This window comes from Arthrobacter phoenicis (genome assembly GCF_047238215.1).
GTDB lineage: Bacteria > Actinomycetota > Actinomycetes > Actinomycetales > Micrococcaceae > Arthrobacter.
Map to the genome: position 1 here is coordinate 2,684,472 of NZ_JBDFMK010000001.1, position 19,186 is coordinate 2,703,657.

At 62.9% G+C, this 19,186-nt stretch carries 13 protein-coding genes, 1 pseudogene and 1 other annotated feature; of the genes and pseudogenes, 5 read left to right on the forward strand and 9 right to left on the reverse strand.

Features of this window, described 5'->3' with window-relative positions; translation table 11 throughout:
- Positions 1–9: 9 nt before the first annotated feature.
- The gene (locus tag ABC337_RS12695; protein ID WP_412883662.1) at positions 10–1,101 is read left to right on the forward strand and encodes a 4-hydroxy-3-methylbut-2-enyl diphosphate reductase; all 1,092 of its coding nucleotides are present in this window, start codon (positions 10–12) and stop codon (positions 1,099–1,101) included.
- A gap of 24 nt (positions 1,102–1,125) precedes the next feature.
- Here ABC337_RS12695 and ABC337_RS12700 read toward each other — a convergent pair whose 3' ends face one another.
- Entirely contained in the window at positions 1,126–2,376 is a 1,251-nt protein-coding gene (locus tag ABC337_RS12700; protein WP_412883661.1) for a DNA recombination protein RmuC, read from the reverse strand.
- Between the two features lie 77 nt (positions 2,377–2,453).
- Here ABC337_RS12700 and ychF point away from each other — a divergent pair, with 77 nt between their 5' ends.
- From ychF to ABC337_RS12715, 3 genes are all read left to right on the forward strand, one after another.
- Entirely contained in the window at positions 2,454–3,563 is a 1,110-nt protein-coding gene (gene ychF / locus ABC337_RS12705; protein WP_412883660.1) for a redox-regulated ATPase YchF, read from the forward strand.
- 6 nt (positions 3,564–3,569) lie between these two features.
- Positions 3,570–5,429, forward strand: coding sequence for an HsdM family class I SAM-dependent methyltransferase (locus tag ABC337_RS12710; RefSeq protein WP_412883659.1), 1,860 nt, complete (start codon positions 3,570–3,572; stop codon positions 5,427–5,429).
- A gap of 175 nt (positions 5,430–5,604) precedes the next feature.
- Complete coding sequence (locus ABC337_RS12715; protein ID WP_412883658.1) at positions 5,605–6,600, forward strand: restriction endonuclease subunit S; 996 nt, start codon at positions 5,605–5,607, stop codon at positions 6,598–6,600.
- Between the two features lie 354 nt (positions 6,601–6,954).
- On the opposite strand, the gene ABC337_RS12720 is transcribed toward ABC337_RS12715, so the two are convergent.
- From ABC337_RS12720 to ABC337_RS12755, 8 genes and pseudogenes are all read right to left on the reverse strand, one after another.
- Positions 6,955–8,219, reverse strand: a protein-coding gene (locus ABC337_RS12720; RefSeq protein ID WP_412882480.1) for an IS3 family transposase whose coding sequence is annotated in 2 segments (ribosomal slippage) — positions 6,955–7,946 and positions 7,946–8,219 — 1,266 coding nt in all. Because the reading frame shifts where the segments join, the coding sequence is not laid out codon by codon here.
- Positions 7,816–7,950: a sequence feature (AL1L pseudoknot), on the reverse strand. It overlaps the preceding gene by 135 nt.
- Positions 8,220–8,329: 110 nt before the next feature.
- Positions 8,330–8,914 (reverse strand): recombinase family protein, encoded by a 585-nt coding sequence (locus tag ABC337_RS12725; RefSeq protein WP_412883657.1) that lies wholly within the window; start codon positions 8,912–8,914, stop codon positions 8,330–8,332.
- The gene (locus ABC337_RS12730) at positions 8,914–9,822 is read right to left on the reverse strand and encodes a hypothetical protein (protein ID WP_412884986.1); all 909 of its coding nucleotides are present in this window, start codon (positions 9,820–9,822) and stop codon (positions 8,914–8,916) included. Before ABC337_RS12730 ends, ABC337_RS12725 begins: the two co-directional genes overlap by 1 nt.
- 469 nt (positions 9,823–10,291) lie before the next feature.
- Positions 10,292–10,705: pseudogene (locus ABC337_RS12735) on the reverse strand (relaxase/mobilization nuclease domain-containing protein); the annotation flags it as partial.
- Entirely contained in the window at positions 10,702–11,292 is a 591-nt protein-coding gene (locus ABC337_RS12740; protein ID WP_412883656.1) for a hypothetical protein, read from the reverse strand. The gene ABC337_RS12740 and the pseudogene ABC337_RS12735, both read right to left, overlap by 4 nt.
- Complete coding sequence (locus ABC337_RS12745) at positions 11,289–11,594, reverse strand: hypothetical protein (RefSeq protein WP_412883655.1); 306 nt, start codon at positions 11,592–11,594, stop codon at positions 11,289–11,291. Before ABC337_RS12745 ends, ABC337_RS12740 begins: the two co-directional genes overlap by 4 nt.
- A gap of 85 nt (positions 11,595–11,679) precedes the next feature.
- Positions 11,680–14,190, reverse strand: coding sequence for a hypothetical protein (locus ABC337_RS12750; protein ID WP_412883654.1), 2,511 nt, complete (start codon positions 14,188–14,190; stop codon positions 11,680–11,682).
- A 1,088-nt stretch (positions 14,191–15,278) separates the two neighbouring features.
- Positions 15,279–16,793, reverse strand: coding sequence for a recombinase family protein (locus ABC337_RS12755; protein WP_412883653.1), 1,515 nt, complete (start codon positions 16,791–16,793; stop codon positions 15,279–15,281).
- A 1,570-nt stretch (positions 16,794–18,363) separates the two neighbouring features.
- Here ABC337_RS12755 and ABC337_RS12760 point away from each other — a divergent pair.
- Complete coding sequence (locus tag ABC337_RS12760; protein ID WP_412883652.1) at positions 18,364–19,149, forward strand: hypothetical protein; 786 nt, start codon at positions 18,364–18,366, stop codon at positions 19,147–19,149.
- Positions 19,150–19,186 lie beyond the last annotated feature (37 nt).

Below are 19,186 nucleotides of genomic sequence, written 5' to 3' on the forward strand. Positions count from 1 at the left end.
ATGGGGGACATGACGTCCACCGCTGTTTCCATTCCGATGCCCTCCGTTCCGCGCCGGCGGCGTTCGCCGGAGGAAATCCTGGCCGCGGCCCCCGTTTCCGGGCCCAAGCGCGTGCTGCTGGCGGCCCCGCGCGGCTACTGCGCCGGCGTTGACCGCGCAGTGATCGCCGTGGAAAAGGCGCTCGAGCACTACGGGCCGCCGGTCTACGTGCGGAAGCAGATCGTCCACAACGTCCACGTGGTCAGCTCGCTGGAGGAGAAGGGTGCCATCTTCGTCGACGAAACCGACGAAGTCCCCGAGGGCGCCCTGGTGATCTTCTCCGCGCACGGCGTGGCTCCCTCGGTGGTGCAGTCCGCCGAGGACCGTGGCCTGCGCACCATTGATGCGACCTGCCCGCTGGTGACCAAGGTCCACCGCGAGGCCGTCCGTTTCGCCAAGGACGACTTCGACATCCTGCTGATCGGCCACGACGGCCACGAGGAGGTCGAGGGCACCGCCGGTGAGGCCCCCGAACACATCCAGATCATCAACGGCCCGCACGAGGTGGACAAGGTCACCGTCCGGGACCCGGAGAAAGTCATCTGGCTCTCGCAGACGACGCTCAGCGTTGACGAGACCATGGAGACGGTCCGGCTGCTGAAGGAACGCTTCCCGACCTTGCAGGATCCGCCCAGCGATGACATTTGCTACGCCACCACCAACCGGCAGGTGGCGATCAAGAAGATCTCGCCGCAGGCAGAGCTGGTGATCGTGGTGGGTTCGGCCAACTCCTCCAACTCCGTCCGGCTCGTGGAGGTGGCACTGGAGTACGGGGCGAAGGCTTCCTACCGGGTGGACTTCGCCAACGAGGTCGACGAGTCCTGGTTCGAGGGCGTTGCCACCGTCGGCGTCACCTCCGGCGCCTCCGTGCCCGAGGTCCTGGTCCAGGAGGTCCTCCGGTTGCTGGCCGACTACGGCTACGGCACCGTGGAGGAAGTCGTCACCGCGGAGGAGGACCTGCTGTTCTCGTTGCCGAAGGAACTGCGGGCCACCCTCAAGCAGGCCGGCGATGTTTCCCGCGCCCTGGGCGGCCGTGGGGCACGCCCCGCCGCCGGTTCCTAGGGCTCCCGGCCTTCCAGGAAAGCCTTAGGCGGCGGACTCTCCCTCTTCGGCCGGTCCGGTTGCGGCAAGGGAGGGGGCCTCGTACTGGAGTTCCGGGGCGGCCACTGACCGCGGCGTCACTTCGACGGTGACCGGCGCGGTGAGACCGGCGGCATCCATGGCGTTGAGCTTGCGCGCGGTTGGCAGCACCCGGGCCTCAAGGGTACCCACCATCGAGTTGTAGCGGTCCACGGACGTCTTGAGCGAGGAGCCCAGCTTGGAGACGTTCTCACCCAGGGTGCCCATCCGCTCGTAGAGCTGCTGTGCCAGTTCGAACAGTTCCCGGGCGCTGTCTGTCAGCACGTCCTGCCGCCACGTGAATGCCACGGACTTGAGGACGGCCAGCAGCGTGCCGGGGGAGGCCAGCACCACGTTCCGGGACAAGGCGTAGTCCAGCAAAGCAGGGTCCGCCGTCAGGGCCGCGGCCAAGATGGATTCGGCCGGCAGGAAGCAGATCACCAGCTCCGGGGCGTTGCCGGGGATGTCCCAGTACTTCTTGCCGCTGAGCGCATCGACATGCGCCTTGAGCGCCTTGGCATGTGCCGCCAGCAAAGGGCCCTGTCCTGCGGTCCCCGCTGCGGCGTGGCCGGCCCGGCCGGACGCACCGAGTTCCTGCGCCTCAAGGTACGCGGTGAGCGGGACCTTGGCGTCCACCACGAGCTGCTTCGCGCCGGGCAACTGGACCACCAGGTCCGGCCGCACGGCGGAGTCCGACCCCGTGCTGTGCACCTGCTCGTGGAAGTCCACGTGCCGCAGCATGCCGGCTGCCTCGACGACGCGGCGCAGCTGCACCTCGCCCCACTGGCCGCGCGCACTGTTCGACCGGAGCGCGGATTCCAGGGCGTGGGTGGAGCGCAACAGCTGCTCATCCGAGAGCCTGGCTTCCTGCAGCTGCTGGGCGAGCTGGCCGTACTGTTCCAGGCGGTCCCGCTCCAGCAGGGAAACCTGCTGCTGGACGGCGGAAAGCTTCTCCGCGACGGGCGCCAGGGCGCGCAGCACACTGCCGTCCTGCGACCGTGCGTCACCCAGCTCGCGGTTCTGGGCTGCGAGGAGACGGCGTTCGGCGTCGGCCGCGGCGAGCTGAGCCGTGGTCTCGGAAAGCCGGGCGGAAAGACCGTCGAAGTCCTGTTCGAGGCCAATCGCGCGGCGGCGGAGAACGACGAAGGTGAAGCCGCCGCCGGCGACGGCCCCGATGAGCAGCATCAGGAGGGCAAGAATGAGTGCGAAAGCGTCCATGGCTTCACTCTGGCACGCACCCCTGACAGTTTTAGCCAGCGACGCCGGGGAGCCGTTTACCGGTAGAATCAATCCTCGTGGCTCTTACTATTGGCATCGTCGGACTGCCCAACGTCGGCAAATCAACTCTTTTCAACGCACTGACCCGCAACCAGGTGCTCGCGGCGAACTACCCGTTCGCCACCATCGAGCCCAATGTCGGCGTCGTGAACCTGCCGGACCCGCGGCTGGAGAAGCTGGCCGGGATTTTCGGCTCCCAGCGCATCCTGCCGGCCGCAGTGTCCTTCGTTGACATTGCCGGCATCGTCAAGGGCGCGTCCGAGGGTGAAGGCCTGGGCAACCAGTTCCTCGCCAACATCCGTGAGGCCGAGGCGATCGCCCAGGTGGTGCGCGTGTTCGACGACCCCGATGTCATCCACGTCGACGGCAAGGTCGATCCCCGCTCGGACATGGAAACGATCAACACCGAGCTGATCCTCGCGGACCTGCAGACCATCGAGAAGGCCATCCCGCGGATCGAAAAAGAAGTCAAGATCAAGAAGCGTGAGGCTGCCGAGCTGGCCGCCGTCAAGGCCGCCCAGGCCGTCTTGGAGCGCGGCGACACCATCTTCTCCTCGATCAAGAGCGACAAGCTGGAAATGGAACACCTGAAGGAGCTGGGCCTGCTGACGGCCAAGCCCTTTATCTACGTGTTCAACGCCGACGAAGGCATCCTCGGCAGCCCCGAGAAGCAGGATGAGCTGCGCGCCCTCGTGGCTCCCGCCGACTGCATCTTCCTGGACGCCAAGCTCGAGTCCGACCTCGTCGAACTCGACGAGGCCGAGGCCCGCGAGATGCTGGAAATGAACGGCCAGGAAGAGTCCGGCCTGGACCAGCTGGCCCGCGTCGGCTTCCACACCCTGGGGCTCCAGACCTACCTCACCGCAGGTCCCAAAGAGACCCGCGCGTGGACCATCCACCAGGGGGACACCGCTCCGCAGGCCGCCGGCGTCATCCACTCGGACTTCCAGCGTGGCTTCATCAAGGCCGAAGTGGTCTCCTTCGACGACCTGATCGACGCCGGTTCCATGGCCGAGGCCAAGTCCCGCGGCAAGGTCCGGATCGAAGGTAAGGAATACGTCATGGCCGACGGCGACGTGGTGGAGTTCCGTCACGGAATAACGTCTGCGGCGCAAGGCAAGAAGTAACCGGAAGTGGCTGAGAGCACGACCGAGAACATCTTCCGCGAGTTTTACGGGGCTTCAACGTTCGTCGAGAAGCGCGACATCCCGAAAGAGTTCGGGTTCCAGTCCAAGCGCACTGGTTCCGTCGTAGACGGCTTCCCGGACTTTTTCAAGGACATGGGCGAATGGCTCATCGTCGTCGAGGCCAAGTCTGGCGAGCCCGGATTGCGATCGGATCATGCCGCAGCAGTGTCCGACGTTCGCAGCTACATGAGTAACAACGCGGTGCCTCACGCCGACATCGTTGGCATCGCAATTTCGGGGCAGACTCTCGAAAGCTTGCGTGTGACGCATTTATTGCGACGAGGGGAGAGTGACGAGATCGAAGAGATGGAGTCACCCTGGAGCCTCGTGAGTCTTGACGCGCTGACGAAGTACTACCAAACTGCGGCGCACGGAGATCCGCTTTCTGATGCGGAACTTCAGCGATTTTTGGTGGGCCTCAACGAGAAGTTCCACAAGGACTCTCGCGTGCGAGACACTGAGCGTTCTCTGTTCTTCTCGGCCCTGATGATCGCTCTGGATGACGACCAGTTCCGAGCCGTCTATAAGTTGCAGCAGCCACCTGCTGATAGGCGGCTCGTGCGTGCGCGATTCCTGAATGACGAAATCGTCGCCGCAGTCGATCGGCAGCTCAAAGACAAGATGGACGAGAACTGGTCCAAGGAAATTGACTGGAAGGATCGCTTCGCCTTCATTAAGACCGTCGATATTCCCCTTCATGAATACAAGGCCATAATCTCAGACATTGATGACCGGGTGCACCAACCCTCGAAGCGCCTGATGAAGCGCGACATCCTCGGTCGGGCGTACAAGGTCTTTCTTTCTCGGGCCGGGAAGATGGACAACAAGAACATCATCTTGACCCCTGATCACATCAAGACCTTAATGGTCGATCTTGCGCAGCTGGGACGGGACGACGTAGTCCTCGACACGTGTATGGGGTCGGGTGGCTTTCTTATGGACGCCATGGAGCAGCTCGTCGAGATGGCTCATGGCGACGAAACGCGGATCAAGCACATACACGAGAACCAGCTCGTTGGGCTGGAGATCGACCCGATCTTGTTCGCTCTCGCGTGTTCGAACATGTTTCTTCACGGCGACGGTCGCTCGAACTTGCTGTACAGGGACTCGCTGGTCACCCGGAGCAAATCGTTTGAGGTGAGTGCGGCCGACAAGCAGTTGCGCGATTATATTAAGTCACTCGAGCCAAACAAGTGTGTGATTAATCCACCTTATGAGAACGAAAACCCGATAAACTTCACGATGTCGGCGATCGAGTACCTTGAAGAGGGCGGTCGTCTCGTAATCATCATGCCTAACAATGTTCTGGCCAAGCATGATGCGGTTGCCAAGGTGATTCTGAACAAGGCGCGCCTTGACTTCGTTATCGACATGCCTGGCCAGCTCTTCTTTGAACAGGGGCGTGTGGTTAAAACGTCTGTTTTTGGCTTCACCAAAACAAGCTCAGGCCATCGCCACGATGCGCTCGTTACCTTTGTAAACCTCGAAGACGACGGTCATGAGGTTCGAGTCGGGCAGGGGAGACGCGACACAGGAAGGTGGGCGAGTCTCAGGGAGAACGCCTTGCGAGCCGTGCGGGACTCTGTCGAAGGGAGGGAGATGCAATCCTGGCGCACCCCGATATTTGGGGACGGCGGTCGCATCGACCCGCGTGGAATTCGTCGAAACCCGTGGCCCCAGGCGGCAACCCATGATCTCGACACTGCAGTCACTGATTGGCAGGAGGCGCGCACCCAGCGGAACGAGGCATCCGAACGCATGATTGAGGTGCTGAGTAGCGCGGGAATTGAGGGCTTCAATGTCTGAGTGGCCCCACGTGGCCATAGGAAACCACGTCGAACGCCGAACTGACAGGATCGATATTGACCCGCGCAGCGAGTACGAAACGATGGGTGTGCGCTGGTACGGCAGGGGCGCCTACTTGCGCCCTACTAGTAGACCTCAGACAAAATCCCTAGCCCGAGCGCAAGCGGAGGACTTCGTGTTCTGCCGCATCGACACGCAGAACGGTCCTTTCGCCGTCGTGCCGCGCGAGCTCGAGGGGGCCCTGGTCAGCAACGAGTTCCCCCTTTACAAGGTAGATGCAGAGGCCTTCCACCCGAGGTTTCTGGCTCTTTGCTTCCTCCGACGGAGCGTGCTGCGGGGCATCGGTTCAGCCCGCAACGGGCGGGACGGTCGCGCCCGTTGGAAGGAATCCGACTTCGTGATGCAGCTTGTGCCGAAGCCGCCACTTGCCGTGCAGCGTCGCATCATCAATGTCATCGCTGCCGTGGATGAAGCGATCGACACCCTCGATGACGAAGCTGTGGCCCTGATCAAATTAATGGCCGCTGTGAGGCAGTCGCTGCTGGCTGATGCGCCGTCAAAGCCGCTGGGAGATCTATGTGCTATTTCAGCCAAGCTTGTAGACCCGAGGTTGCCGGAGCACGCGGAGCTACCTCATATGGGTGTCGACGCGATTGAAAAGTCTACGGGGCGGCTCTTGCCCATGCGCAGCGCTAAGGAAGATGGCGTCATCAGCGGCAAGTTCCTCGTATCCCCTGGGCAGGTTGTGCTGTCGAAAGTCCGGCCCGCCCTTCGGAAGGCATGTACTCCGGACGTTCCGGTGCTTTGCAGTGCAGATGCTTACCCGCTCGCTCCTGCTGACGGCGTGCACCCGGGCGTCCTTCGGGAAGTCCTCCTCGAGGACAGTTTCACAGCCCAGGTCGTGATGGCCTCTGATAGAGCAAAAATGCCAAAGTTCAACCGTAAGCAGCTGTTCACCACCTCAGTGAAGTGGCCTGAGGACGAGAACGACCGTGAGCGGGTAGTTGCCTCGACGGATGCCATCCGGGTGCAGATCCAGGCGGTTGCCGACGAACGTGACCGTCTTGGGACGGTCCGCGAGGACCTGCTCGAAAACTTGTTGAAGGGTGAGATTCACGTGCTGCCGGCGGACGGCGTGCCGGCCGACAGCCGAGGGGTGTTGTCACCTTAGTGTCCGCTTCGCTGTCGCCGACCTAGAGAGCTACTTGCCTGCGATTGCGTTGCCGCCCACACCAGCCTCTTGTGCTCAGACGGGCATGCGTGCACCGACCTTCGTCCGCGGGTGAGTCTTGATTATTAGCACCTTGAATACTTGGGCAGGTTTCGGCTGATCGCCCGATAACAGCCCCACTTGGGGGCATTGCTGGGCCTCCAACTTCTTTTGGCGTCCCCCACGGATCGTTCGGTCGCGCTGGAGGAGTCCAAGAGGCGAACTCCCTGTCGCAAGAGAAGAACTTTGGCGTCTCGCGAACATCTCCTAGACGAGACGAGACCCGCCCACCGGCGATGTGAACCGTACCGGGTTTTAGGCCGTCTTCTTGCTGGTGGCCTCGTCGTCTGATGAGGCGTCTATTTGAGCATAGTAGTTCTGCTCGAACTCGTCGGGCGGGATCATGGACAAGGTGCTGTGCAGCCGCTCTGTGTTGTACCAGTGGACCCAGTTCATGGTCGCCTTCTCCACATCCGCCAACTGCTTTAGCGGGCCTGTCATGAAGGGACTGCCTTTGCGGACGCATTCGTTCTTGTACAGACCGATCGTGGATTCCGCGAGGGCGTTGTCGTACGCGTCGCCGACGCTGCCGACGGAAGCCGCCAAGCCTTCAAGCAGCAGTGCCTCTCCGAACCGGATCGAGGTGTATTGGGAGCCGGCGTCACTGTGATGAACCATGCCAGCAGGGACCGGCGTTCCGGCCTGGTCCCGGCGCCAGAGCGCCATCTTCAAGGTGGTGAGCACCATGTCCGTGTCCTTGATTGTGGAGCCGTGCCAGCCCACGATCGCCCGGGAGAAGACATCTATCGCGAAGGCCACGTACGCAAAGCCGGCCCACGTTCTGACATAGGTGAAGTCGGTGACCCACACGGCGTTCGGCCGGGCCGCGGTGAAGTCCCTGTTCAGTAGATCCGGGGCCCGCTGGGAGTCCTTCGCTGGCGCGACGGCTTTGGGTTTCCGGCCCCGGACGAGGCCGTTCATGGCTTCATCCCGCATGAGCCGGTCGACGGTACATCTGGCCACTTCGTGGCCCTCTCTGCGCAGCCAGGCTGTCATTTTCCGCCGTCCGTACAGGGACTCGGGTTTCTCTGCGGTGTCTTTCAGCGCGTTGACGATAGCAGCGTCCGTGACAGTCCGGGCAGCGGGTGCTTTGGATTTCCAGGACCGGTAAGTCCGCGGGGCGACCTGAACGCCCTGCTCACGCAGGACCTTGCAGGCCGGCTCGACCCCGTGGCCATCGGCACGCAGTTCGTCGATGAATCCGGCTATTTGCGGCGGCGAGGGTCGAGCTCCCTCGCGAAGAAAATCGAGGCTTTCTTCAGGATCTCGTTGGCCTCCCGCAGTTCCCGGTTCTCACTTTCCAGCTCCCTGATCCGGGTCTGCTCGGCACTGGTGACGCCGGGACGTTCGTCGGCGTCGATCTGGGCCTGGAGAACCCACCGGCGCAGGGACTCCCTGCCGATGTTCAGCTTGGGTCCGATGGCGGAGCAGGCGGCGAAAACGGAGTCGTACTCACTGAGGTGGTCCAGGACCATCCGCACGGCACGCTCACGCTGATCCTGGGGGTATCGCTTGGGCATGATCGCCATCCTTCACAAAAAAGGAAGCGGCATCAAACCCGGTACGGTTCAATGCGCAGGTGAACGGGTCTCGGAACGTTGTCTCAGAAGTTCCAGCCTCGGCTAGGGGTTTATGAGACTCCGGCCGCTGAACGGTGCCTATAGTAGGTGGCTTTCGACCACCCGACGGTCCGGGATGCATCGACAACTCCGAGTCCCTCCGACTCGATGAGATGCTGAACCGTCCGGAGGTTCAACGCGACCTTCTTCGCATCCGGGGTGGGACGCCCGAACTTCACGCCCCTGGCCTTGGCTGCATCGACGCCGGCCTGAACACGTTCCTGGATGAGTTCGCGTTCGTACTCAGCGAAGGTCGCCATGAGGTGCAGCATCAAGCGTCCTTCGCGGGTCGACGGGTCAATACCGTCGGAGAGGGATCTCACCTCGATTCCCCGGTCGAGCAGTTCCTTCACAGTGGTGATGACGTCGATCATGGAACGCCCGATGCGATCTATGCGCCAGACGACGATCTCATCACCTTTCAAGAGCCGCCCGTCGAGGTTTGTCCATCCCGAGCGGGCCTTGGCTTCCTTGGAACCAGAGACCTGGTCAGAGAAGATGGCACTGCCGGGAACACCTGCATCGACCAATGCGCGCCGCTGGAGGTCGTCGTCCTGCTTGTCCTTCGTGCTGGTCCGCGTGTAGCCGTACTTCATCACCTTCTCCTCCCCAGTTCCATTGCTGCCCTATCGAGGGCGACCTTCACCCATACCGTCAACCGCCATAATCCGAACCCGACCCCCGCGACAAATCCTGTGAGGCCGATTCCCGCGGTGATGTTCAGCCAGATCTCCCAGTCCTGAGCCAGCGCCCACCGGATGCCGACCACGAGAGTCCATACGGTCATCACCCCCATAAGTAACACCGCGGCAACGGGGAGCAGGACGAGACTCAGCCGGGCTACTGCAGCCCACCCCAACGGTTTCTGCAGCCGCTCCGCGACAGCCACAAGACGTTCTGCACTCTGGCTAGCAGCATCGAGGCGTCCAATGGCGGCGTCTACCCGATGAGCGGCCCCGTCGGCCGCTGCCGACGCTGTCTCTTCGATTGTCGTGACGGCCTTATCCTTGGTCGCGGAGATCGCCCTTCCTGCAACGTTGAGTGTCTGCTGGTACTTCTGGACAAATTCGTTGGCCTTGTCAGAATTCCAGGCGGTCGTCTTCTCGATCTGATTCTTCGCGAACATCAGCGACGAAACTGCGCCGGCGATTTGCTTGCCGTCGATCGCGCCGGCGAGCAAGCTCAGCGTCTGCCCGAACTCGTTCATCTCGTTCCGCACGGTCTCGCTCGTCAAGGATTCGTTGGGTGCGGGCTCGGATGCCGGCGTGATCGATAACCGGACCAGCTGCTCCAGCGCTTCGATCTGCTTGTTGGTCTCCAGGTCCATCGTCCGCACGTACGAGGCAAGCTTCTCCTGGCGGTCCGCCAATGCCGCGAGGCGGCTGTTCTGTGTCTCGACGGCGGTGAGGAGTGAGGTCAACACCTCCATGATCTTGTCGGTCTGCTCCGCGGGCGGCGCCTGCTGCGCGTCGTGCTGCTTCAGCCGTTCGAGTGCTGCGCTCATTGTCGTGCTCCTTCTGAATCAAGTTCTGCTGGTGGTAGTCGAAGAACGCTTGTGCGCCTTCCGGGGTGAAGTCGGCCGAGAGCACCGACGTACGCTTCCGCCGCTCGGCGCGGCTGGTCTCACCGCGGCGATCCTCGATGTAGAGCGTCCAGGTTTCCTGACCTGCGTGCTTGCCTTTCCTGGCGACCGAGGTGTGCAGCCGGATCCGCGGAGGGAAGCCACCGTCGTCAGCGGGCAGCTGATTCTGCTCGTCCAACACCGCGATGAGTCCCGTCTTGCTGGTGGAACGTGGGTCTTCGAGCGCAGCCATCATGCGGTCGCCCATCTGCCGGTCCAAAGAGCCGTCGGCAAAGTCCTCCCGGCGGAGTTCCCAGTCCTTCGGTTGATAATCGATGCGCTTTACCACTGACAGACCGTGCTCGATCATCAGCTCGTCGTTAGCGGACTGCACACCGCGCTGGTGACCGGACTTCCGGTCGTGGAATGTTCTGTACTGCGAGAGTGCTTTGCCGGTGACGGTGTCGTGGTTAGTCACGATGATGTGATTGTGTGCTTTCCCACCGCGGCCGTCAGTGTGCGTGACGATGAGGACGTCCGAGTTGGGGTGCATCTTCTTCGCAAACAGATAGCCCAGGTCATTAACGCGCTGCACGTGCTCGGGCTTATTCGGATCAAACTCCTGGTCGCTGAATGACTGCCGATAGTGCAGAACCTGCACCTCACGCCGGGTGTTCTGCGTCAATGCCCGCGCCCGGGCGGCGAAAGCGCCCGGCGGCCCCGGGACGTCGCACGTGATCGCCACGCCTCGCGAGTTGTCCTTTCCCCTGACGTACCGCTCAGTGTCGGCAGCGCTGTTGCTCGGGCTGTAATGTGTGGTGCTCATCCGGCCGTCCGATCGCCCAAAAGACCTCGCACTTCGCGGAGAAGATCCACGAGCTCCGCCACGGCGCCGTCGAGCGAAACCGGTTCGCCTGCGCGGGCACGTCGGTCGAGATCATTGACGTTGATGGCCAGCGGTCGGATCTGCGCGGCCAATGCCCGAACGTCCGCTGATGCCTGGGCCCGTGCCTCGCCGCCGATCATAGCCGCAGCTATCGCCGCATCGAGCTCCTCCGCCCGCGACGCATGCAGCGCGTCCCGGACGACGGCCTTCACCCACACGCCGGGCTGAAGCCCGAGGCGGTGCGCGCGGGCGCGCACCGCAGGAAGAGTCGTGTGACCGAAGTCCACATCGAGCTTCGCTCGACTGGCACGACGCTGCGCGCCGTGGCTCTGACGCACAGCTTCCACAGCATCCCGACCGGCGTTGCTTCGGGTGTCGGGCTGCTGATCCACCTGTACGTCAGAGCGGCAAGCAGTAGCCCCGTCAGACACTTCGCTGGCGCTCGTGTCTTCCGGTGCTGCTTGCGAGGGGGCTGCGCCCCCTTCGATCCCCGGGAAGGGCGGAGCGCTGAACTCGACGTCCATCATGCTCCCTCCCCAAACGCCTGACGTGCGTCGTCGATGCTCGTCGGCTCGGATGAGCTTGTCGGAGCCGCGCGGCGGGCGCCGACGGAACCTGACCGTTTTGCCGTGGCGAGAACTTCCACGGCTGCGCGCGTAAGCCGTTCATGCAGGGCGAGGTCCTGCTCGCGGAGCAGTTCGATGACCTTCGCATCGATCTTCTTCTGTTCGGCTGCGGCCTCCCGCTTGAGTTTGGCGATACGCTCCGCGGCCTGCTTCCTCGCCTTCGCGATTTCGGCGTCGAGGTTGGCAGTGATCGTGTTGGTCATGGTGGTGACCTTTCGTTGATGAGTGCTGTTGTGCGGAGCCGATCCCGCGATGGCGGCGACCACGCTGGCGTGGTCCGGGGTCTGATTAGTAGGGCAAGCGGTCAGCGTCGCCGGGGGTGGCGCCGGCGGGCATGGAGAGCATGCGGTGGAGGTAAGGGTTTAGGGCGTCCAGGGGGAGCATTTGAGAGACGCGCTCGGGTCTGCGGGCGTTTTTCCAGTCGCCCTCAGAGACCGTTCCCAAGCCCCACTGCGCCAGCCATGCGATCTTGTCTGTAACCGTCGATGATCGGTCGGCCAGTGCGGGAATGTTGACGATGCCTTGGCGATGCGCCATGACGATGCTCATGAGCACGGCGCGCTGGGCTGTGATGATCCGCCGGCCTTTGCCGTGGGTGTACCTGACGTGCCATGCGCGCCATTCGTCGACGGTGCGCAGGCATCCGGTCTTCGATATCTCGCGGGCGATCTCGCGCGCACGCAGGCACTCCTCGACGGTCTCCCATGGCTCGGTTGTGAATGTCGCCATCTCGTGACGTGAACCGTCGGGCAGGGGCACGAACTCGGCGGTCATCGAGTTCATGACGGGGCCGCGTTTGAGGTCGTAGTCCATGGAGCGGGGTGCGGACACCCATCTCGGTAAGAAGTCCTTGCGGTTGTCCCTGCTTGAGAGCTCGCTGAAGCTGGGGAACCGCTTGTATTCGTTGTCGACACGACCTGTTCGGGTGACAACCAGCGTCAGCAGGTGCTCGCGGTCCTCGGGGCTGTCCGCATCCATGTCCTCCGGGCGCTTGATTCCGTTGTGTGCGCAGACTCCGTGGGGCGAGAGTGAGACGTTTCCGCGGGTCGTGAAGTTCACCAGGTCGTTCTGATGGTGCTTGGCTTCCCAGACGGACGGGTCCCCGGTGAGGGCTGTACGAGCCTCCTGGAGGTGCCTAGTCAGGCCGTACAGGTCAAGGTCATTGACTTCGTCCAGGGTCATGTCCGTGATGAACCCGTCGGTCGTGACGCTGTAGACGTGGCCCCCGCGTTCGGTGATCTGGTTCATCGTCGCGAGCAGCTCCGCCCGGACCAGACTCGTCGACGTCGCCGCATGGTAGGGGCTGGTGATCGCGGAACCGCCGACGCTGTCCATCTGTTGCTCGTGGGCGTTCCAAGCGCGTTGTTCGGCAACGTCCTGGGCGGTCTTGCCGTAGACCGAGCTCGCTGCTGTCTTTAGGGTCTGCTCTTCGATGGACTTCTCCCCGTAGAGCGCCTTGGCAGTGTTGCGGTCGTCGATGAGCTGCTTCACGCCGTAACGCAGTACTCGTGAAGGAGTGCCGTCCTTGCGTGTGACAGTTTTTGCGGAGAACCCGATCTGACAGAAGACCTCGGCACCGAGGGTGAGGGCGAGCCACAGTTCAGGACCGCATGCCCAAGTGCCGGCAGTTCCCTCGCTCGTGCGCGGGTAGACGAGCGTGCTGTCAGCGACGATCGGAAGGCACGGGAAGGCAACGCCCGGAGGGAATGTAAAGGACACGAACCCGACGATCGGTGTCGTCGGCTCCGGCACGTCCGCGAGGGTCAGTTGGCGTTTGTTCACAGTCTCATCGATGACGCCGGCTTCCCAGTCGAGGTCATGGACGAGCGCCATCGCGGTCGGGTAGGCGTTCTGTGCATCAATGTCGACAGTTGGATGGGGGTAGTAGCCCGGCGCGCTGCACGCGTTGAGTCCGCCGTGGTAAGCCCTGGCATAGGAGGACGTTAAAAGGTCGGCTGCACCGTCGACAGGGCGACGGAAACGTTTGCTGTAGAAGCTGAGCTGGTCATCCTCGTCCACGATCTCAAGGCCGTCGTCCTGGACGAGTCCGGCAAACAGGAGCCGAAAGTCGCTAGGAGATTGGACACCGAAATAGTCGGATCCCGTGGCAACGAGGGCGGCGGCAGCGCCACCGCTCAAGGTGATCGGAGGGATGACACCGTCGCCCCAGAGCCGCGCGAGGTATTCGACGACGATGACTGCGTCGTTTATGCCGTACTCCAGGAAGTCGTCAAGGTGGGCGGCGCGGTAACCCGTCATGTCGGAGATCCACCCGTCCGGGACCTCCAGCTTGGGAACGTCGCACGCGGGCCCGATCACTGCCAAGCTCTTCTTGCCCGCAGGCGTGTGGCCCATTGTGTCCCGGACGGTCACCGACAACGGACGCCACCAATCGCCTTGACCGTCGCCCCGCTGGAGGCGGAAAGGCAGGAGCGTGACGAGGCCGCCGGCAGCAGAAGTGAGCCGGGTGAGGTGGTCCGTGACGAACCGGTCGCCGCGGAAGGCCGTGAGATCAGCTGACCCGTAGTGGGATGCGAGCACGATCGGCACCCCCCAAGGAGCCAGGGTCGCTGCCCGCGCCTCCCAGTCATGGGAATCCGCCGCCCAAGCCAGCGCGGCATTCTTCGCTGCCCCGTGGGGAGGCTGATCAAGCACCAGATCGCGGCGCACCCCCCGGTCGTCGACCCCTTCACGGACGAGGGGGGAGTGCCATAGTCGGGCTGCCACGACTACCTCCCACAATGCAGCATGGAGACTGATGCGCCGCTCATCGAGAGGCAGGATCACGATCTGGACCATGACCGCTGGGTCGAGGGTGGGGGAGTGCGAACTGGTACGAGTCGATGACGCGCGTCCCGCCGGGGCCGCTGGTCGTGAATTCCGTGTCGAAGCCGACGACGATCCCGGCGCGGCCGGTGCCCATGGCGCGTACCGACGGCAGGTCGCCAAAGGCGATTGGGGGCGCCGGCACGACACTCGCAAGGGGCTGCGCAGGCGACGGGGTCATAACGCCGTAGCTCGGGGGGCCCATAGGGGTCTTATGACCCCGTGGCGAAATCCCCGGATTTCCGCGGAAGTTATCCGCTCGTGTGCGCTCAATTACTTCGGGTACTTTGAAACTGCCCGGAGCAATTGAGCGGTTCTGAGCGGAAAGAACCGCGGTCTGCGGGTACACGTGCGCGGCGAAGGCGCCCCCGCGTTGGGTCCGCCGTACGAGCACTTGGAAGCGGCCACCGCCGTCCTTGATCTCGTGGCTGGACCATCCCCCCGGTGCCGGGGCGCTCATGCTGCACCTCCGCCAAGGAGATTAGCCAGGCGTTCGCGCTGTTCCTTCGACAGCCGCGGCGCGGAGGCGACTATTCGGTCGATGGCCGCGCTGACGGAGGCGTGCTCAGTGGGGCGACCGACAGCGGGGACGACCAAGGACTCAAGGTCGGACTCGAGAATCAGGTAGCGTCGTCCGACGCGCTCGGCGGGGAGTTCGCCGGAGGCAATTTTATTTCGAAGAGTGGAATACCCTCCGTAGCCGCGTTCAACAGCTTCCTTCAGGGACCGGCGAATAGGGGGAGCAAGGGTGGTAGCAGGCAAAGGCCCGCTCCTCTCGTGAGGAGTGAACACCTTGTACCTCTCACAGGACGCTACCGCGCTCTACCCTGCCAGGATCGCTTGTGGCCGACCCGACCTCACCAGACTAGACTCTTAGGCTCATAATGCGCTGGTGATCGCACTCGCCCGGAGCGTGGGAACTATCTCGACGGAGGGATCCCATCCCCGTGATTCCGTCGGGTGCATCTGACCGGGTGGTCAGACAGTCATCACTATAGCGCTTGCTGGCGACACTTTAGATCAAGTGCAAAATGTCTGTAAGGCGTGCCTCTGCTGAGAAATCACCGCCACGTGACGGTCAGAGAATCAGGATTGAACGCCTTGAGACCCCGTGGATGCGGGAAGAGATGCACCTCGCAGAGGATTTCGATAGCCTGCCGGCGGAGAGCGAGATCGCCGGCATCGAAGGCAGCAACTCGGTCCGGAGCCTCCAGCACACTGTTGGGTGTCATCCCCAGCGAGAGCCGCAAACGGTCCACTTCCAAGGTGTCAATAGCGGCGTTTTCACGGTCCCGAATGCGCTTGAGGTCGAGGCCTTCAATAAGCTCGCTATCGTAATCGCGCTGCGCCCTGTGAATCCGGGCCCGGTGTTCATCGATCTCCGCTTTGATCTCCCGCAGACGCGGCTCATCGGCAGACGGCAACAGGTCGTGGAGGTCCGGCAGTCGGAGCCGCCTCCGCACGGTCTCCACAACGAAATCATCGATCTGCTCCCGTGAGCGCATAACGTGCCCTTCGCACCGGTACCGCTGCCCGTGTGCTTTCACCGGCTTGTCGCACACCCCGCATCGATACAGGCCGGAGCCCAGGTGCTTCCTGTCGGTTCCCACCCGGTTCGAGATACGCCCGGGGTCGTCGAGCCGGTCCTGTACGGCTTCCCAAACGTCCAGGCTGACAATTCGGTCCCATTTGCCGAGGATCGGTTCCCCGTGCTCATCGCGCAGGATCTGTGCCCGCCATGATCGCCGCCGGTCGCCATTGGCGAGCACCTCCTTGGGCGTGTATGTGCTGTACCCGGCGTATCTGGGGTTGCGCAGGATGCCCAGGACGGTCGACGGCACCCAAGGGGCGTCGTCCGGAACAGGACGCGGGTCGAGTCCCTCTTCGGCGCGGCGAGTATTGCGTTCGATCATCAGGGTCCGTTTGTGGCGGGGGAGAGCCGGGATGTCAGAAAGATCCTCTCCCTCGTCGCCGGATAAAGCCGCGGCTATCGCCCGCAGCGACGCCCCCGAGGAAAACGCTGCGTAGATCCTTTTCACGGCTTCTGCCTCGTGTTCGATGACGTCGCCGTTAGTGGCGTAGCCCAGCGGACGTACGCCCTTGGGCGGTCTTCCTTGCTCGGCGCGTTGGCGTTGCGCCCTGGACTGTCTTTCCGCCTTCACTTCGATTTCGTTGCGGGCGATCGCCGAGAACATGTCGGCGGAGAGCCTGCCCGCGGCCGTCCGGCAGTCAATGTCGGATCCCTTCGCGAAGGTCAGCAGGACCTGGTGACGCTGGGCTGCCTCGATGATCCGCACGCCGTCTGCACGGTTTCGTTCGAGGCGGGGCCACTCCTGGGCGACGACAACGTCGATGAGTCCTGCCTCGATGTCATGGAGGAGCCGTTCGAATGCCGGTCGCTTCTTATGCCCGCTGCCGGAGATGTCGTTGTCCTCGTAGACACCGGCGGGCGTCCACCGCCGGGCCGTGATGAGGGCTTCGGCGTCCTCCCTGTGACGATCCACTCCCAGACGTGTGTTCTCGCGGTCCTGAGAGATGCGGAGGTAGATCGCCGCCCGGCGCTGTTCGGAGGTCATCCAACAAAACTACTGTGGAACCGGACTCCCGGACCACCATGTGAGCGCCGGGCGCACGGGCCAGTGCATCGCGACCCATCCCCACCCTCTACGCTTTTAGCACCGTGCCTTCGACGCTGCGTGGCGGTCGCCAAGCCGCCTGTCAGCGGAAATATGCAGCCCGAAGGCTGCAACGTCGTGGGCTGTTTCCGGCCCGCGTTTGGTCAGAAATTGACCAAAAATGGCCAATAGTTGGCCACGATTGAGGCCCAGGGCCGGAAAGCGGCTCTCGTGGCCCCTCGCGGCGCGCTGAAACAGCCTGCTGGCCCAGTAATGGGCCCTTCTTGGGCCCTTCTTGGGCTAAATGTGGCCAAACCGTGCCCCAGGCGCCTAGCGGCCCATTTAGCTGGCCAGAAGTGGCCCACTTTTGGGCCGCCGTTAGCCCAAAAATGGCCGGATTTCCGCGGCGACAGGAATGTTTGACCAAATCCGGCCAGAAATTGGCCAGATTTGGCCCATTTTTGGCCAGGGGCGTGCCCAGAACTCCATGCCGCTTGGTCCCGGCACGACCCATGAGCCACAGACCTGACTGGCCCGACGACGGCGAAGGCGAGTCGTCGTTGGGCCTTGGTTGCCTAATACAGCGATACGTGGAGCCTGGAGGGGCATCGCTGCCCCTTGTGGATCGTCGAGTGGCTTCGGTGGCTACATGCGTTGTGATCAGTTTGTTGGGCGGAGGCGGACTGGCCCTCCTGATCGTTGATACCGTGATCGATAAGACAGGCCCAGGGGGCGCAGGTTTAGGAAGCGACGGCGGCCCGAAGCCTCTCCAGATCCTGGTGTCGCCCCTGTCCTGCGGCCGTCCGAGTGTGCTCCAGCGCTGGTTGTCCTTACAACTCGCTGACGGGAAGCCTTGGCATGTCTTGCCCTCTCTGCCACTATGAAGCAATGCGGGACAGAGGCATTTTAATCTCTGCTGGAAGCGACAAAACCCGCGCCATCGGGGAACATACCCGTCAACGGGTACGACGCGGTATCCTGGCGGTCCTTCCGCGGGTTGCGCTGGGCGAGACCTGGGGGCGCCAAACTCCGAAAGCAGTGGTCCGGCTGGCACAGGGGACGCCGCCACCCTTAGTGGCCCCATCGTATGGGATGAAGCTTCCGTCATGGTAGGCCGTGGGCTAGCGATTGGCGCGGGCGTCTTCCTCAGTGAACTGGAGGACGTATCGTCGTCCTCGATTTACTGGACCGGCGCACTTGACGGACGCGCCGCTAAATGCCCGCTTCGTGTCGCGTATGAGCGCCAACGTCGCAGGGGCCTTTCGGACTCACTCGCAGCGCACCGAGCGGCCTTGGTCTCGTTACTCGTGATCCGCTGTACGCCCGGACTTGGTGAGGCACTCGATGGCGAATCGGGCGTGTTCGGGTGAATGACCAGACCGTGCTCCTGTTTCGGCTCGAAAGGGACCTGGAAACCTATCTGGAGAGTTGCCGGTTGCTTCCGGGCCACGATCTGTTGAAAATCGGACGACAGGTGGTGAGGGACAGGCAGCTGGGGAGCGGGTGGCAGGTAAGGGCGGTCGGAGTGCGAATGGATCTGCTAGCGATCGACTCTGCTGGTGTCGTCTACATCATCGAACTCAAGCTCGGCAAAGCCGGCCCCAGCATCACCAATCAGATCTTGCGCTATCGGCGCGCGATTAAGGGGCTGAGCAGGGAGGAGCTCATTCGGTTCGTGGCCGACGGTGATCTCAAGATCGACTTGGTGAAGGCCTTTCAGCGTCATTTCGGGCACCCGCTGCCAGAGAAAGTGAACGAATCCCAGGTATCAGTCATCATCGCAGCGTCTATCCATCCGGAAGCCGCTGACGGCATCCTGGAGCTGCTGGATGAGGGCCGCCCGGTCAGGACATTCCGTTATGTCGTCCGGTCAGGCGGAGTCGGCCTCATCGCGTGCTGTCGTGATGACGACGACGTGGCAGAAGGCACGCATCTGGCAACGAGACCGTCGAACCCTCCCAACCGCATCGTCGGTAGTCAGAGCGGATCTACAATGCGGAGACGCGTTGACGAAAACACCCGGGGGTTTTGGTCGACTAATGCTCCGGACTTCAAGTCCTTCGTCACCTTCCGATTCATCCACGAGCGCTACAAGGATTGGGTTTACGCGCAAACCGACGAAGGCATTCGCCTCCGCCATGAGGGACTATTCGCCCAGGACCTGGTTTCTATCGTCGCCGAGTCCAACGAATGGACCCGCGTCTTCGTCCCACCTTGCAGCGATATGGCTGACTACGACACCCTCGTCGCACCCCCGTCCGTCCGGGCGAGCCGTTCGCCGGGCCACACCTGTGCGGCATACCTGCGGAACTCATAGACCGGGCAGCGGAAAAACGACGACCATGGCAACACCC

Coding starts and splice junctions, on each gene's coding strand:
- ABC337_RS12695 (WP_412883662.1), top strand. CDS start 10: ATGACGTCCACCGCTGTTTCCATTCCGATGCCCTCCGTTCCGCGCCGG.
- ABC337_RS12700 (WP_412883661.1), bottom strand. CDS start 2,376: ATGGACGCTTTCGCACTCATTCTTGCCCTCCTGATGCTGCTCATCGGG.
- ABC337_RS12725 (WP_412883657.1), bottom strand. CDS start 8,914: ATGAAGTACGGCTACACGCGGACCAGCACGAAGGACAAGCAGGACGAC.
- ABC337_RS12730 (WP_412884986.1), bottom strand. CDS start 9,822: ATGAGCGCAGCACTCGAACGGCTGAAGCAGCACGACGCGCAGCAGGCG.
- ABC337_RS12740 (WP_412883656.1), bottom strand. CDS start 11,292: ATGATGGACGTCGAGTTCAGCGCTCCGCCCTTCCCGGGGATCGAAGGG.
- ABC337_RS12745 (WP_412883655.1), bottom strand. CDS start 11,594: ATGACCAACACGATCACTGCCAACCTCGACGCCGAAATCGCGAAGGCG.
- ABC337_RS12750 (WP_412883654.1), bottom strand. CDS start 14,190: ATGGTCCAGATCGTGATCCTGCCTCTCGATGAGCGGCGCATCAGTCTC.
- ABC337_RS12755 (WP_412883653.1), bottom strand. CDS start 16,793: ATGACCTCCGAACAGCGCCGGGCGGCGATCTACCTCCGCATCTCTCAG.
- ABC337_RS12760 (WP_412883652.1), top strand. CDS start 18,364: ATGGATCTGCTAGCGATCGACTCTGCTGGTGTCGTCTACATCATCGAA.